10 protein-coding genes are annotated in these 16037 nt (G+C 62.3%); 3 read left to right on the forward strand and 7 right to left on the reverse strand.

The window, feature by feature from the left end; translation table 11 throughout:
* Window positions 1-6 precede the first annotated feature (6 nt).
* The 6 genes from QZ766_RS02570 to bcsR all read right to left on the reverse strand — a co-directional run bounded on the left by QZ766_RS02570 (window position 7) and on the right by bcsR (window position 11361).
* Window positions 7-2004 carry a sensor domain-containing phosphodiesterase gene (locus QZ766_RS02570; protein WP_297196922.1) on the reverse strand — a complete coding sequence of 666 codons (1998 nt, stop codon included), beginning with the start codon at window positions 2002-2004 and terminating at the stop codon, window positions 7-9.
* A 154-nt stretch (window positions 2005-2158) separates the two neighbouring features.
* A complete protein-coding gene (gene bcsC, locus QZ766_RS02575; RefSeq protein WP_297196924.1) occupies window positions 2159-5506 on the reverse strand; it encodes a cellulose synthase complex outer membrane protein BcsC in 3348 nt (1115 codons plus the stop codon).
* A 5-nt stretch (window positions 5507-5511) separates the two neighbouring features.
* Window positions 5512-7797, reverse strand: a complete 2286-nt coding sequence (gene bcsB, locus QZ766_RS02580; protein WP_297196925.1) for a cellulose biosynthesis cyclic di-GMP-binding regulatory protein BcsB — start codon at window positions 7795-7797, stop codon at window positions 5512-5514.
* Window positions 7798-7813: 16 nt separating this feature from the next.
* On the reverse strand, window positions 7814-10414 hold the full coding sequence (gene bcsA / locus QZ766_RS02585) for a UDP-forming cellulose synthase catalytic subunit (protein WP_297196927.1): 2601 nt from the start codon (window positions 10412-10414) through the stop codon (window positions 7814-7816).
* Complete coding sequence (gene bcsQ / locus QZ766_RS02590; RefSeq protein ID WP_297196929.1) at window positions 10411-11160, reverse strand: cellulose biosynthesis protein BcsQ; 750 nt, start codon at window positions 11158-11160, stop codon at window positions 10411-10413. The genes bcsA and bcsQ overlap by 4 nt, the downstream gene beginning before the upstream one ends.
* Window positions 11161-11361, reverse strand: coding sequence for a cellulose biosynthesis protein BcsR (gene bcsR, locus QZ766_RS02595; RefSeq protein WP_297196931.1), 201 nt, complete (start codon window positions 11359-11361; stop codon window positions 11161-11163). It lies immediately after the preceding gene.
* 207 nt (window positions 11362-11568) lie between these two features.
* On the opposite strand from bcsR, the gene bcsE reads away from it, so the two are divergent.
* The 3 genes from bcsE to bcsG are packed head-to-tail and all read left to right on the forward strand — an operon-like array spanning window position 11569 to window position 14938.
* Window positions 11569-13128, forward strand: coding sequence for a cellulose biosynthesis protein BcsE (gene bcsE / locus QZ766_RS02600; RefSeq protein WP_297196933.1), 1560 nt, complete (start codon window positions 11569-11571; stop codon window positions 13126-13128).
* A complete protein-coding gene (gene bcsF, locus QZ766_RS02605) occupies window positions 13125-13307 on the forward strand; it encodes a cellulose biosynthesis protein BcsF (protein ID WP_297196935.1) in 183 nt (60 codons plus the stop codon). The genes bcsE and bcsF overlap by 4 nt, the downstream gene beginning before the upstream one ends.
* Window positions 13304-14938, forward strand: coding sequence for a cellulose biosynthesis protein BcsG (bcsG, locus tag QZ766_RS02610; RefSeq protein WP_297196937.1), 1635 nt, complete (start codon window positions 13304-13306; stop codon window positions 14936-14938). Before bcsF ends, bcsG begins: the two co-directional genes overlap by 4 nt.
* A 105-nt stretch (window positions 14939-15043) precedes the next feature.
* On the opposite strand, the gene QZ766_RS02615 is transcribed toward bcsG, so the two are convergent.
* Window positions 15044-16036 (reverse strand): glycosyl hydrolase family 8, encoded by a 993-nt coding sequence (locus QZ766_RS02615; protein ID WP_297196940.1) that lies wholly within the window; start codon window positions 16034-16036, stop codon window positions 15044-15046.
* Between the last annotated feature and the right edge of the window lies 1 nt (window position 16037).

Consider the following 16037-nt stretch of genomic DNA (forward strand, 5'->3'; position numbering starts at 1 on the left):
TCGCGGTCAGCGGTTTTCGCTATTTTCGTAAACCGGGAAGTAGTCCTGCTCAAAAAGCGCCGGCGGCAGCGCCCGCCCGTAGAAGAAGCCCTGCAGGACATCAATACCCGCGTCGCGCAGCCAGTCGTGCTGCTCCTGGGTTTCAACCCCCTCAGCAACGATATTCAGCCCGATGGCGCGCGCCAGCGACACAATCGCCGCAATAACGGTGGAATCCTCCGGCAGCGCGTCCACGAACAGCTTGTCGATTTTGAGCACGTCCACCGGCAGCGATTTAATCTGCTGGAGCTGGCTCAGCCCGGCGTAGCCCATGCCAAAATCATCGAGCGCAATTTTCACTCCGGCTTTACGCAACGGGCGCAGCGTAACCATCATTGCCTCGCGATCGTCGAGCCGGCGGCTCTCCGTAACCTCCAGCGTCAGGGTGCCCGGCGCTATCCGGTAGCGGTTGAGCAGCTCGAGGGTGGCCGAAAGCATGTCGTAGTGCATCAGCTGCAGCGCGGAGAGGTTCACCGACAGCGGCAGCATAATGCCCCGGCTCTGCCAGCCGGCAAGCAGGCGGCAGGCCTCTTCCAGCACCCAGTGGCCGACGGGCACCATCAGCCCGGAGACTTCGATACGCTCAATAAGATCCGCCGGCAGCGTCCAGCTGCCGTCCGGCTGGCGCACGCGCAGCAGCGCTTCGGCACCGGCGAGCCTGCCGGTTTCGGCGCTCATCTGCGGCTGCAGCCACAGGGCGAACCGGCGATCCTCAAGGGCGGCCAGAATATCGCTCTCTTCGGCCAGGCGCTGGCGGGCATTGTGGGCAAGCTCATCATCAAAGAAAGCGATGTGATTTTTACCTCTGCCGCGCGCGGCATGCGCCGCCGAGCAGGCGCGGTGATAGAGCTGGCCGGCGCTCAGGCCGCCGTGAAACATCGCAATGCCGATGCTGGCGGCGGGACGCAGCTGAAGCTCGCCCGGCAGGCGGCACTCGTTAATTAAAGTGAGTACTTGCTGACTTAACGCCATCGCATGCCCCGGCTCCTTGACGCCGTCGGCCAGAATGGCGAATTCACCGAGGCCGGTCTGGCACAGCAGCATGCGCGGCGAGAGCGCCGAGGCGATTTTACCCGTCAGCGTCAGCAGCAGGGTCGCGTGCTGGCTGTCCGACAGCGCGCCCGCCGTCTCCAGCAGCGTTTCGCAGCTTACCAGCAGCAGCGCGGTGGTTTTCTGCTCGCGCACGGTCTGCGCAAGGCGCAGCAGCAGGAATGCTTCATCCGGCAGCGCCGAAATGGCGTGACGCCGTTCGGGATTTGTCAGCGCCTCCTGCAAAATCAGCTGGTTGCGATTATAGCTGCGCACCAGCATCCCCAGTTCGTCATCGTGGTGCAGCCGGGGCAGCGCCAGCTGATGGCCGACCCGCGCCTCCGGGGAAACGTCGTTGATCTCCCGGGCAATGGCGCGCAGCGGGCGGACAATCAGCCGACTGATGCACCAGGTGATCGCCACTGTTAATATCAGCACTAAAAGAAAGTAAGTGGTCACTAGCGTTGAGAGCGCGCTCATGACGAACTTATAGGTGCGGTAAGAGTCCGATTGCAGCACCAGATAGGCCAGCGGCTGGGGGTTGGCCGGGCGCTGCAGAGAATAGATCGGCAGCGAGATTTGCACCGGCAGTTCGAACAGGCGGGTCATGGTCACCGGCACCGGACGCTCCTGCACGAAGCGCATTCTCAGCGCCTGAAACTGATTCGGCAGCACCACGTCGGCGCGGCTGGCAATCCCTGCCGGCTTGATGCGTGCCAGAATGGCTTCCGCCTCCGGAATATCGCCCTTCAGAATCGCCGACGAGAGCGGTTCGCGAACCGATCGCGCCACCGTCTCAAGCTGGGTCGCCACCAGATAGCGGTGCTGCTTGACGAAGTGGAACAGTAAAATAGAGCAAAACACAAAGACAAACACCGCGGTGACGCCTGCCACCGCGGCCATTTGCTTGATTGTAAGTGAGCGGCTAACGCGCAAAAGGACTCTCCCTGGAGTAATACCACGCGCCCGCGAGCGCAGCACAGTCAGGCCGGATTAACACAAATTAACCCGGTATTCAGTGATTTTTGGCACATTATACGTTAATCACGCGCTGAGGGAGACATCAGCGCGCGCAATTAAGCCTATTCTGTTACCAGTCAGCGTAAGGAACGAGCGGCTTCGGCGGCATATCCATATCCCCCTGCCAGCCCGCAGCCGAGTAGCGGACGTACAGCAGCGCGTGGCTCGGGGTATAGTCTTTGGCCTGCTGAATATCCACCGCCGCGCCCACAAACCAGTGGCCGGTAATGCGGCGCTCCACCAGCGCGTGCGCGGTGTAGCCCACGCCGGACGAACTGCTGCCGCTCTCGATAATCTCCCGGCCCGCGCTGCGAAAAGTGTCCGGCAGCAGGCCGGCCTGGGGATAGCGCCGCTCGTCGCGGGTTTTCGAGTGCGACCAGGACGCCGAGCCGCCCAGCTCCCAGGACCAGTTCTCCGTGCGCTGGCGCCAGTTTACCGGCACCGCGAACGACAGATACTGCTGGGGACTGTAGTAGCCGCCCTGTCCCAGCGTGTAGTGGCTGAGATCCCGGTCGTAGTGCCAGAGCATGTTATTCAGGCCGACGGTGACCCGCCGGTTGCTGTCGTTAATCAGCTTATAATAGTAGCCAGCCATCCAGCGGGCGCGCCAGTTGTCGGCGACGTTTTTGCCGGTCAGCGTGTCCCCGCCGAGGGAGGCCCAGACCCCGCTACGCCCGCCCCGATCGTAGCTCATGCTTACGCTGCCGCCGTCGGCGCGCACGCCGCCCCAGGTGGTGCCGGTGCGGGTGTCTTTCTGGCCGCCAAAGGCCAGCAGCGAGCTGGAGACCGGCCGGCGGTGCCCTTCAACGGTATAGCCAATCGGCCCGGCGCTGCTGCTGTAGCTCAGGCCGCCGACCACGTCAGTTACCTCAAATCCCAGCGGCGTGGTACCCACGTCCATCGCCCAGGTCGCGTTCTGCCAGCCCACCGCCACGCTGGTACCGGTATCGCGCTGGCGCAGCCGGCCGCCGCGGCAGTCGAGATCTTTACAGGTGCCCCACTTCGGCGAATAGCGGCCGTCCTCTTCGGTGGCGAAGCGACCGGCGTTCATGCTGACCACGTCGCTGCGAAAGAACATGCGCCCGTCCGCCAGCGGCGCGTCCACCTGCAGCATCGTGGTGTGCGCTTTAAGGTCGGAATAGCCGCCGGTGCCGCTGGAGCCCCAGTAGTTGTGCTCCAGGGTGACGTTCAGATCCTGCTGGCGGTAGAGATCGGCAGCGTCGCTGCGGATGCCGCGCCGCAGCCAGTCGTCTTTAGCCTCATTGCGCGTCAAGCGGGTAAAGGCGTCGTTATCCTGCGGCCGTACCGGCGCGATGCCGGCGGCGACCATGGCGTCTTTGTAATCCTCAAACGACTGCGCCGGATTGCCCTGCTGCGCCCGCCAGCGGGCGCCGTCGCGCAGCACCATCGCGCTTTCCATCGACGGCGGCGCGGCTTTCGCCTGCGGCAGGATGCGGCTGTAGATCTGTTCTGCGCCGGCGTCGTCGCCAATCTGCGATTTCACCCGCGCCATGCGCCGCTGCATATTCAGCGACGCGTCTGCGGTGTTCATGCGGGCAAGGGAAGCGGCAGCGTCAGCGGCCTCGCCTTCACCCGCGTACAGCTCGGCCAGGCCAAGATGCGCGTCGCCGTTGTCCGGCTCTTTATCCAGCGCCTGTCGATAGCTGCGGATCGCCGCCGCGTCGTCTCCCTGCTGCTGCGCCCAGTCGGCAAGAGTTATATCGCTTCGCGCCGATGGCCAGCGGCGCAGCAGCGCGATTGCCTGCGCTTCGCTGCCGCCGTCGCGCAGCTGGTTAGCCTTGCGCAAAAGGCTGCTCTCCTGCAGGCGCTGGTTTAGCGCCCGGATATCGTCATCCCAGCGGCTTTCCGGCAGCGTGCGGAGATGAGCAAGGGCCGCCGCGTCCTCGTCGTCGGCGGCGAGATACAGCCCTACCGCGTACACCTGCTGAGGCGAGTCGGGCTGGCGGCGCGCCAGATTGCGCATCAGGGTATCCGCTTCGGCGCGCTCGCCGCCCTGCTGCAAATCTTTTGCCAGCCGGTAAACGATCCAGACGCTGTCGGGATCGAGCGCCAGCCGGCGGCGCTGTACTTCTGCGGCCTGGGCCCAGCGCCCTTCACTTTCAAAAGACGCCGCCCGGGCGGCGAGCCGGTCGCTGGCCAGGCTGCGTTCGATATCGTCGATACTGCGGCGCTGGCGCGGCGTCAGGCCGCTGATAAAGGCCTCGGCTCTCTCCGGCGACTGCTGGCGATAGAGATTTGCCAGCCGGCGCACGGCGCTGCTGTTGCCGCCGTCAAGGCGCAGGGTCTGCAGAAAATCACGCTCCGCGCCGGCGCTGTCCCCGCGCGCGAGAGCAACGTCACCCAGCCCGAGCACCGCATAGCTGTTGCCGGGATCGACCCGCCGGGCCTGCTGATAAAAGCGCTGCGCGGCGTCGGGATTACCGGCTTTCAGCGCCGCATCTCCTTTGCGGATCAGCGGCCAGTAAATCTGCCAGGTCTGGGGAGCGTTCGCCGCCGCCTGGGCAATGCGCGCCTGCTGCTCCCGGCGGTCGGCGGCCGCGCGAAACTGCGGATCGGCGAGCTGCCTTTGCCAGTCCACCAGCTGCTGGCGGGCATCGTCCGCCTGCTCACCGCTGCTGAATATCTGTAAAAAGCGCTGCAGGGCGCTAACGCTATCGCTGCTCGCGCCCCGGTTTTTAATGCGGTCGTACCAGATGTCCGCCGCGGTATTGCGCCCGCCGCTTGAGCGCGACATCTGCTCCAGCACGGCGTAAGCCCGGGCATCGCGGCCGTCGCGGAACAGCATTTTTGCCAGCGTCGCCTGCAGCTGCACGTTGACGGGTGCCTGCGCATTCAGCGCCTGCAGCTTGCCGACCGCCTCTTCGTGGCGCGCCGGGATCTGCGCCACCGCCGTCCAGTACTCAATAGCCAGATCCCCCTGCGGGGCGGCGCCATTCAGCAGCTGGTCGTACAGCGCAATCCCTTCGGGAAGGTGTCCACCGGCAATTTGCAGCCGCGCCTGCTGCAGCGCCTGCCGACCTTCGGGGCTGGCAATCTGCAACTCAACCTGTGCGGCGCGATAGGCTTCGGGGCCCGCTGACGCGTGCCGCAGGCGCTCCAGCTGCTTCTGCGCGCCCGCGGTATCGCCCCGCCGCTGCAGGTAGCGCATTCGGGCGGCGATAACCTGCGGATCGTCCGGGGCAATAAGCTCCAGCCGGTAGAGTGACTGGCGCACCAGATCTTCGCGCTTGCTGGCCTCGCCGAGGCGTACCTGATCCAGCAGCTGCTGCTGGGCCGACGGCGCGGTGTAGCCCGCGGGCGCGGCGGCAAGGCCCAGCGCCAGCGTCAGCGCCTGCAGGGAAAACGCGCAGGCCCCCGGAAAAGCGCCGCAGCGGTGCTGTTTGTTAACATCCTTCATGGTCTTTACTCATCGTCCGGGCGCAGGCGGCGGCTGCCGAGCACCCGCAGCAGGCGCCACAGCACCCAGGCCAGCAGCACCACGCTCAGGGCGGCGAGGATCGCCAGCAGCACCGGATGGGTCGAGAGCGCAAACCAGACCCGCTCGTACCACGGCAGATGGCCTACATAATAAACGTCCCCCACCCGCAGGCTGTTGACGCCAGACTCGCGGATAACCGCCACCGAGCCGAACATCGCCGCCCGCTTGCCGCTGTCGTTAAGTGCGCCGTTCAGCAGCTCGAAGCCGCGCGGGCTGTCGGCCATAAAGGCGATGACGCTGCGCTGGCTGTTGTAGGGCGACTGGAATCCGACTACCGCCGCCATCGGGCCGGAGGAGCTGACGGTCGTCTGGGTCATCGCCTGGCGCTGCCCGTCCTCGGGCACGCTGTTGGCCAGCGCGTGATGGCGGGTCGGCGTTTTGACCCAGCTCTTCGCGGCATCCACCAGCAGATCGATATGCTTGTCGTCTTTCAGCGCCGGCGGGATCGTGCCGATCAGCAGAATATCGGCATCCCGCTGCTGCATCTGCGTGCCGTCGCTGGTGATTGTCAGGCGCGAGCCGGCAAGGCCGGTCTGGCCACCGACAGTCGCCGCCACGTTCAGCAAGGTGCTTACCTGATTAGCAGTCGGCGCCGGCGGCATCACGATCAGCGTTTCGGACAGGTCCGCCATCCGGCTAAAGGGGAAACCAGCGTTGGCGAAGGCGCGCAGATCCGGCATCGCCATAAAGTGATAGTAGTGGGAGAAATCGATGGTGGAGTCGTCGCTTATCACCACGTAATTCTTCACCGGCTGGAAGGTAACGCAGTTCTCAATCGAGCCGCCGGGCATCGGGTTCATGTACTGAAAATCAAAGCGGATCTGGTTGGCGGCACCCAGGCGCAGCGCCGGAATAGTGACCTGATTTTTGCCGTCGAGCAGCCCCTGCACGATAGGCAGATGCAGCAGCAGGCTTTTGGTGTCCTGGGTCGAGCTCAGGCTCCAGGATTCCAGAAACTGATCGTTAAGATGGATGTCCATCCGCGAACTGTCTTTGATAGCCGGCATGGTGTAGCGGTATTTCAGATCCATATCAATGCCGCTGCTGCGCAGCAGGTAAAGATCCGGCGGCAGGTTGAGATTGAGATTGATCGACGCCGGTTCCAGCCCGGAGGACTGGAGCTGCTGGTCATAGGTCTTCAGCTCGCCAAAGGTCACCGCCCGGCGGGTGCTTACCCAGTTTGGTGCATCGTAAGGCACTCGCGGCTGGAGCGGCTTCACCGCATCCACCGTCACGCTGCTGCCGCGAAACAGAATATTGCCGGCGGCAATGCCCTGCGCCGCCAGCAGCAGATCCTTATCATCGCGGCCGAGGATAACCAGCAGCTTAACGTAAGGATCGCTGGGGCTGTCGATCATCTCGATAGTCGGGCCGTTCACCGGCGCGCGGTCGCGCAGGAAGTCGGGCCGCCGATCGTTGGTGGCAAACACGATAGCGTTGCTGGCGGGCACCGCGTTGAGCAGTACCGGGAAGGTCTGCCCGCGCCACGCCGCCTGCGAGCCAAACCACGAGGCGACGATCGCCGCGGCTTTTTGCTGCGCCGGATCCGGCACCGCAGCAAACACGAACGGCAGATTCAGCGGGCGGCTGTCCCGGGCGTCGAAAAACGGCACCGGGAAGTGCGACAGATCGTTTTTAACGTTCAGCTTCTGCACGCTCATGTCGAGCGAGGTGGAGCGCGCCACGTCCAGCCACAAGGTGGTGCTGGCCTGATTTTCGCAGACGTCGCGATAGTGGCCGACAAACTCAAGGCGCACGTTATTCAGATCGGTGATGTACAGCGGGTCAATGGGCACCTGGGCCATCACTTTTTTGCCGAGCTGCTCTTTGGTTACCGGCAGCACGCCCATCAACTCGTCGTTGAGGTAGACCTTCAGCTGGGACTCTACCGGCAGCAGCGAGGGCGACGGTGTGTATACCAGGTTCAGCACCGCGCTCGACACCACCTCATCGCTGCGGGTACCGAACTGCACGTTGCCGTCGGGATTGGCCCCGCGCAGCGCCATACTGCCGGGCGCCGGCGCAATCTGCGCGAAGCTGAGCTTCACGTCCCGGAACGGCGCGTTGGCTAGCGTCACCGGCGGGCTGGCGACGGCGGCAGTCGCCGTCGGGGCGCTCTCGGGCGGCACCGTTTCAGACCAGGTCGACAGCGGGAGCAATCCGCCTATCGTCGCTGCCACAGCATACTTCCAGAAGTATCTATTATTCATCGTCTTATCGTCATTATTAAGCTAACGTCTGCCCCGAGGAGCGTATCGCTTCCGGCTGCACCGGAGGGCGCGGAACAAACGAGGCAATCCACGCGGTGGCGGTGAGAAGGAAGCGGAAAAGGTATTTCACCGCCGGCGGGGTAAATTCCGCCAGGTGCCGGTAGCCGTGAAAGCCCAGCCTGAGCACGTCAATCAGGCTCTCGACCGGTTTGTCTTCCGGGAAACTGTTCTGCCAGCGCGCCCAGGTATCGGCGCGGGCAAAGGTGCACTGCACAAAATCGATATGCTGGCGGGTGGTCATCGGCAGCAGGCTCAGGCCCAGCTCGCGGCCCATCACCCGCATCACTCTGGCCGGGAACATAAACTCCTGCTGGCCGCGCTTGAGCAGCAGCTGCACCTGCTGCCCTTCCACCACCTGGCTGTTGCCGGCGGTGTGCAGCCCGACGCCGCCGTCGGAAAAATCATGCAGGGTGCAGGAGAAGAGGTGCCCGTCAGGACGCGCTATCGCCGCCGGGAGCTTGATCTCAACCCGGTGCGCGCGGCGGATCTGTTTGCTCTCGACGGAAACCGCCACCGCGCCGCCGAGCACGATCAGGTTGTAGAGCACCCACACCAGGCTCACCCAGACGGTGGGCACCTCCGTCGCCGGGCCGGAGAAGCAGCGCCAGATGCCGAAGGCAACGCCCAGCAGGTTGAGCAGAACCAGGCCCAGATAGGGACGGGAAATCACCCAGTCCACGTACTCCTCTTTCACCAGCCCGCCCTTGGCGGTCACGTTAAATTTGCCGATTTTGGGGTTAATCAGCGCCATCACCGTGGGCGGAGCGATATACCAGGCCAGCACCGTTTCGTAGATTTCGCTCCAGAAGGAGTAGCGATAGCGCCCCTGAATGCGCGACGAGGTGATGCTGCCGTGGATCATGTGCGGCAGCACGAACAGGGCGATCATCAGCGCCGGGGCGTAAATGATGTAGGCATGCAGCAGCAGGAAGGCCAGCGGCGCGGTGAGGAAGATCAGCCGCGGAATGCCGGACAGGAAGTGCAGCATCGCGTTGGCGTAGCAGATGCGCTGGGCGAGCGTCAGTCCCTTGCCCAGCAGCGGATTGTCCATGCGGAATATCTGCACCATGCCCCGCGCCCAGCGGATGCGCTGCCCGATATGCGCAGAGAGGCTCTCGGTGGCAAGCCCGGCGGCCTGGGGAATGCGGATATAGGCCGACGAGTAGCCTTTGCGGTGCAGGCGCAGCGAGGTGTGGGCGTCTTCGGTGACGGTCTCCACGGCGATGCCGCCAATCTCGTCAAGCGCGCTGCGGCGGATAATGGCGCAGGAACCGCAGAAGAAGGTCGCGTTCCACATGTCGTTGCCATCCTGCACCAGACCGTAAAACAGCGTGCCTTCGTTGGGGGTTTTACGAAACCGTCCGAGGTTGCGCTCAAACGGGTCCGGCGAGAAGAAGTGGTGCGGGGTTTGCAGCACCGCCAGCTTTTTGTCTTTTAAAAACCAGCCCATGGTGGTCTGCAAGAACGAGCGGGTAGGCACGTGGTCGCAGTCGAAAATGGCCACGTATTCGCCGGTTGCGTAGCGCAGGGCGTGGTTTATGTTCCCCGCTTTGGCATGTTCGTGGGTTTCGCGGGCGATGTAGCGCACACCAACGTCACCGGCAAACTCGCGGAAAAGATCGCGCCCGCCGTCGTCAAGGATCCAGATGTTGAGCTTGTCTTTCGGCCAGTCGAGCCCGAGGGAGGCGTAAACGGTATTTTTTACAACGTTAAGCTCTTCGTTGTAGGTCGGAATAAAGATATCCAGCGTGGGCCAGCTGGCGGTATCCTCCGGCAGCGGCGCGGGCTTGCGGTTGAGCGGCCAGATAACCTGGAAGTAGCCGAACACCAGCACCAGCCAGGCATAGGTTTCGGCGAACAGTAGAGTCAGGCCGCAGGTGAGGCTCACTGGATCGTCCCAGTTCAGGGTGGCGGTGTAGCGCCACCAGATATAGCGGCAGGAGACGGTGAGCGACAGCACCACCAGCATCAGCACCGCAAAGCGCCCGGGAATGCGCCTGACCAGCAGCGCCACGCCCCACAGCAGCAGCAGGAAAATAAACTGCGACAGGGGATTGAACGGCTGGGTGACGCACATCAGCGCCAGCACCAGCGCGCCGGCTACCGTCAGGCCGAGGCAAATCCTGCGCAGGCGTGGGCTCGCGGCGGCAAAGGCGTTTTTATCCGCGAGCGGGATTACGCTGCCGCTCAGCCGTTCACCAGCGTTATCCAGCCCGCGGAGGCAGCGGGCGGCAAGAGCGGCGGCTTTTTTCAGGCGCGGCGGGCTTATCCGGTTTATGGCTGCGGGCTGGCGGGTAACAACCAGCCACAGGGCCTGCAGCAGATAGCGCAGCGGATCGAGCGGCCGCGGGCGGCGGGGATTGATGTGCGGGAACAGCGCCCGCTGGCGGGCGCGAACCCGACGCCAGCTCGCCTGCTCCAGCGAAAAAATAATCCACGCCGCGGCCACCCAGATGCTGCCGAGCAGCATTGCTATCAGCGAAATATAGCCGCTGCGCCAGGCGTCATAAGGCGCGCGCAGGCTGCGCACCATGTCGGGCGAAATAAACCGGCTCACGGCTGATGCTCCGTTTCCGCAGCACCGGCCGCGCGCAGCAGATACCAGTTCGCCAGAATGAGCACCTCTTCAGTGGACAGGGCATCCGGGCGATACTCGCCGAGGGGCTGCTTCGCCGCCAGGCACTCCGCCATGGCTTCATCGCGGTGAACCACAACGGGCAGCAGGCGCGGCTGGCTTTTGACCCACAGCTGATAAATGTCTTCCTGCAGCTGGCTGGCGGTTTGCAGCGTATTGACCAGCAGCCGGCCGCGGGTGGGTAAAGGCTGCTGATGCAGGCGGATGTGGCAGTTGGCGTCCGGCACCGCGACGGTGAGGTGTTCATCGCAGGCGTCAATCAGCGGTGCCGTCCAGGGCGCATTCTGGTGGGGAAGATCGAGCAATATCCACTGATAGCCGCCCTGCTGATGCAGCGCCTCCACCAGCGCGTTAAGCCGCCCACAGACCGGCGCGAGAGACGGCAGATCCAGGCGCTCGGCGGCGGTAAGCTGCCCGAAAGGCAGAAAATCAAGCCGCGAACAGTAGCGCATTCCTGCATCCTGCCACGGTTGCTGGTCAATGAGCGCCCGCGCCCAGCCGTTAGCGCTGTCGGTGGCATCATTAAAGAAAAGGCGCAGCATATTATCCGCGCAGGCATCCACGATAATGACCGACTGTTCCAGCGCCTGCAGCGCCCAGCCAAGCGCGGCGGTTAGCGAGGTGGCGCCGACGCCGCCCCGTAGGCCTTGTATTCCGAGGACAGGCATTCAGTCATCCTTACGGGACGCCGCGCCGGGCGCGGCAAAGTCGGCCAGCAGCGGCCAGCGTTTAAGCGCCGACGCTAAATGCTCATCCTGCGATATATCGCGATAGTTTATTTCAGGCAATGAAAACACCTGACATAACGCCTTAAAGTCATTCTGCAAAGAATAATAATCTGCCGATACTCTGAGTTGTTCCTCAGACATTTTATGCAGGCCTTTAATTAATATTAAAGAAATAAGAAGCCATCCCATTAACGCAGGTAAATGAGATTAAGTCTCAATAAATAAACGCGGCATCAGTGGAATTCAAAATCATTCTAGGACTGTCGTGGTTTAATTTCAATAATAGTCCCCAATTGTACATTTTACGAGTAAACTTAGTTTCAGATAGATTCGTGGGTAGAGGGTAAGGTGACGCCTGTATTTTCATTCGGAATCCAGTCTTTATGGAGCGAAGTAAGCCACATGCCGCCCTGCGGCGTCTGGTGGATCAACATAGATAAACGTCAGGATGCTATAAGTTTGTTAAATCAAACCATTGCGTCACAAGTTGATAATGCTAATGTTGCAATTATTACAATGGGAGAAGACCCGCATCGTATTATTAAATTAGATGCCGATCGCGGACCACAAAAAATATCTTTATTTTCAATGCCGAAAAATGAAAATAGTCTATACTTTTTATCCCGCGATTTACTTTGTTCCGTTAACCCAAATGATTATCTTTTTATACTTTTAACTAACGATAGCGTCTGGGAAAAAACGTCGACGGCAAATTTAGTTAGCTGGCTAAATAAAATTAAGCAGTGGGTAACCGATTATCACTGTACGCTGCTCATTTTGAACGCCGGTAATAATATTGACGCCCGCCAGGCCTCCCTGTTTAACCAGCACCAGTCCCTGTCCGGCCTTGCCGGCCTGCGGGATACCGGCGACGGCCACCGCTTTGACATTACCTTCTGGCGCAACGAGCAGGGCGTCAGCGCCGGGCAGCAGCTGGCGGTGAGCCATACCGATGGGCGCTGGCTGATGTCGGCGCAGGAAACGGTTGCCGTCCAGCCGCGCAGCGATGAGAATCAGGTGCTTTGCACCGCCGCCGCGCTGGAAGGCACTCCGCTGCTGTCCCAGTACTGGTCGGTGTTCGACTCCAACGAAGCGCTCTTTCACGCCGCCCGGGAAGCTCAGGCGGCAACCCTGCTCTTTTCCGCCGAGCAAATCAGCCAGATTGAGCCCCTCGCTCGCCACATTCACGCCCTGCGCCGCCAGCGCGGCAGCGCCCTGAAAATCGTGGTTCGCGAAATGTCCGCCTGCCTGCGCACCCCGGACGAGCGGCTGCTGCTCGGCTGCGGCGCGAATCTGGTGATCCCGTGGAACGCCCCGCTCTCCCGCGCCCTGACGCTGATTGAGAGCGTGCAAAAGCAAATTTTTCAGCGCCACGTCCCGGACGATCCGAGGCCGCTGCTCGACATGAGCCGCCCGCTGAAGCTGCGCGGATTCCAGAAATGGCAGACGTTCTGCGATGCCGTTACCGGCGTGATGGATCATCCTCTGATGACCCCGGACGCCCGCGGCGTGCTGGTGGCCCTGCGTCCCGCGCCCGGCCTGCGCCCCGAACAGGCGCTGACGCTGTGCCGTCCGGGCCGCATCGGCGACATTGTCACCCTCAACAACCGCGCGCTGGTGCTGTTCCTCACCTTCTGCCGCATTAACGATCTTGAGATCGCGCTCGGTCATATTTTCCCCCTGCCCATCAGCGATCTTTTTACCCACCGCAAGGTGTGGCACGAAGACCGCCAGATCCGCGCGGAGCTTCTCGATATGCAGACGCGCGAAGCGGAGTTCTGGACGCCGGGGCAGCCGCCGGAAGTGGTAAAAAGCAAAGCGCTTAATGTCGTTCACGACGGGCGCGGCTGGCGGCGCACGCCGACCCCGCACCGCCTGCTCAGCGCCGGTAAGGAGAAGCAAGAATGATGTCGCTCGCCGATATTATTGAGCTGATGGCGATTTGCGCCCTGCTGTTCGTACCGCTGGGCTACCTGATCCGCAAATATGCCCGACGCATCGAAACCATCCTCAGGTTACTGTTTTCCCGCCCTCGCTATGTCAAACCCGCGGGCGTTCTCTACCGGCAAGGCAAAAATAAAAAATGAACAGCGCACCGCTCGCGTCTTCTTCCCGCGCCACCGTCTGGCGCGGACTCTCCGCCTGGAATTTCTACTTTCTGCTGAAGTTCGCCCTGCTGTGGGCGGGGTATCTCAACTTTCATCCGCTGCCGAACCTGGTGTTTCTGGCATTTTTACTGCTGCCGGTGCCCGGCCCGCGGCTGCACGCCTGGCGTAACGCAATCGCTATAGTCCCCGGGATAGCGCTGTTCTGGCACGACACCTGGCTGCCGGGCCCGCAGAGCCTGCTCAGCGAAGGATCGCAGCTGGCAGGCTTTAGCGCCGACTATCTGCTGGATCTGGTTTCCCGCTTCATCAACTGGCAGATGGTGGGCCTGTTTTTTGTCCTGCTGGTGGCGTGGCTGTTTATCGCCCGCTGGGTGCGCGTCACGGCATTCGTGGTGGCGATCCTGGCGTGGCTGAACGTCGCTCCGCTGGTTGAGCAGAGCGCGCTGCTGACCGCGCAGCGCCAGCCGGCTGCTGATACGGCACCGGCGCAGGCTGCGGCCAGTACCGCATCGGGCAGCAGCGCAGCGCAAAGCGCGCCGCCGACCACCGCCGGCATTAGCGGCTGGCTGACATCGTTCTACAGCGCCGAATCCCAGCGTCAAACGGCATTTCCCGCCGCGCTGCCCGCGGACGCCGAGCCTTTCGAGCTGCTGGTGATAAATATCTGCTCCCTCTCCTGGGACGACATCAGCGCGGCGGGGCTGGCGCAGCATCCGCTGTGGTCGCACTTCGATATTCTGTTTAAAAATTTCAACTCGGCTACCTCCTACAGCGGCCCGGCGGCTATTCGTCTGCTGCGCGCCAGCTGCGGCCAGCCTTCGCACACCAATCTCTACGCACCGGCGGGCAAGCAGTGCTACCTGTTTGATAATCTGGCCGCGCTGGGCTTCAGGACCCAGCTGATGATGGACCATAACGGCGTGTTCGGGGACTTCCTCAAGGAGCTGCGCAACGACGGCGGCATTCAGGCGCCGCTAATGGATCAGCAAGGACTCAGGCAGGATTTGCAGGCTTTCGATAATTCACCGGTCTACGACAACCTGGCGGTGCTCAACCGCTGGAATGACGGCGAGGCGGGCGGGCGCAGCGCGACCTTCTTCAACGTGCTCTCCCTACACGACGGCAACCACAACGTCGGCCAGAGCAAAACGGCGGACTACAAGGCCCGAGGCCAGAAGCTGTTTGACGAGCTGGACGCCTTCTTTACCACGCTTGAGAAATCCGGCCGCCGGGTGATGGTGGTTATCGTGCCCGAGCACGGCGCGGCGCTGCGGGGCGACAAGATGCAGGTCTCCGGCCTGCGCGATATTCCTTCCCCTTCCATCACCAACGTTCCGGCCGCGGTGAAGTTCTTCGGCATGAAAGCGCCGCACCAGGGCAGCGCCATAGAGATAGCGACGCCGGCAAGCTATCTGGCGGTATCCGAGCTGGTGGCACGCGCCGTCGACGGCAAGATGTTCAGTGCCGACAGCGTTGACTGGAGTGCGTATACCCGCGGCCTGCCGCAGACCGCGCCGGTCTCTGAAAACGCCAACGCGGTTGTGGTCCAGTATCAGGGCAAGCCTTACGTGCGCCTCAACGGCGGCGACTGGGTGCCCTACCCGCAGTAGCAGGCAAAAAAAATCCGGAGGTGGCAACACCTCCGGATCCTCATCGTATGTTCAGGCTGTTAGCCTTTCCCACCCGACGTTAAACCTGCCGAATGGCACAGGCTCTTACTGCGGCGCCATTTTTTGCGCCAGTGAGGCCAGAATTTTCAGACTCGCCGAGTAGTAATCATCTTTCGCGGTAACGTAAGGATTTTTAACGTTGCTGCCCAGCACCAGATCGCGCACCGCCAGCAGGCCTTCGTTCATCGAGTACGGCGACATATCGCTGGTGTAGACATTGACCCACGCCGGGGTTTTATCCCGGGAGAAGCCCTGCCACCAGGTGCGCCACGGCGACAGCAGCGGGCTCTTCGGATCCTGCCAGTAGATGTACATCGGGATGCGGATCGCGTCGTAGCTCATGCGCGGCGGCCAGCCCTGGGCAGGGGTTAACTTACCGTCGGCGCTGAGGGCCACCCAGTCGCTGGGCAAGTGCGAGCTGCCCCAGTCCATTTTGGCGAGCAGCTTTTTCGCATCGGCGGAGAGATCGCGCCACGCGGCGAGGTGCGAGCGCTCGTAAAAGGCCTGCCAGGCCGGAAAGATAAAGTAGGACGGGTTAAGGTTTACTTTGTCGCTCAGGTTGAAGCCCTGCGCGCCGGGCATCATGACGTGATAGCCGGCAAAAGAGATCACCGTATGCTTGAGCAGGGCGCGGGTGATGGCATCAGAGGCTTTGCCGTAAGCGGGCTCTTGCCAGCGCTGTTCGGCGCGCAGCAGCGCCCAGGCGATGAAGGTATCACCGTCGGTGGCGTCGTTACGGTCGGCAATGGGATTGGCCGCGCCCGGCGTGTAGCGCCAGTAAAACAGGCCGTTCTGCTTGTTGCGCAGGGTTTTATCCGTCCACTGCCAGAGCTTATCAAAGGTCTGGCGATCGTTATTTTCCACCGCCATCAGCATCGCAAAGCCCTGGCCTTCGGTGTGTGAAACGCCGCCGTTTCCGGTATCGACAATGCGGCCTTCCGGCTGCAAAAAGCGCGATTTATAACTCTCCCAGGCCATATCGGCGTGGGCAAAAGATGAAAAAATTAAGGTTATTGTTATCAGGATGCGCATCAGCATG

The organism is uncultured Pluralibacter sp. (assembly GCF_913775985.1).
Classification (GTDB): Bacteria; Pseudomonadota; Gammaproteobacteria; order Enterobacterales; family Enterobacteriaceae; genus Pluralibacter.

Bases quoted from the DNA above. Each gene is read 5' to 3' on its own strand.
- bcsB (WP_297196925.1), bottom strand. From the start codon at position 7,797: ATGAATAATAGATACTTCTGGAAGTATGCTGTGGCAGCGACGATAGGC.
- bcsR (WP_297196931.1), bottom strand. From the start codon at position 11,361: ATGTCTGAGGAACAACTCAGAGTATCGGCAGATTATTATTCTTTGCAG.
- QZ766_RS02615 (WP_297196940.1), bottom strand. From the start codon at position 16,036: ATGCTGATGCGCATCCTGATAACAATAACCTTAATTTTTTCATCTTTT.
- bcsF (WP_297196935.1), top strand. From the start codon at position 13,125: ATGATGTCGCTCGCCGATATTATTGAGCTGATGGCGATTTGCGCCCTG.
- bcsC (WP_297196924.1), bottom strand. From the start codon at position 5,506: ATGAAGGATGTTAACAAACAGCACCGCTGCGGCGCTTTTCCGGGGGCC.
- bcsG (WP_297196937.1), top strand. From the start codon at position 13,304: ATGAACAGCGCACCGCTCGCGTCTTCTTCCCGCGCCACCGTCTGGCGC.
- bcsQ (WP_297196929.1), bottom strand. From the start codon at position 11,160: ATGCCTGTCCTCGGAATACAAGGCCTACGGGGCGGCGTCGGCGCCACC.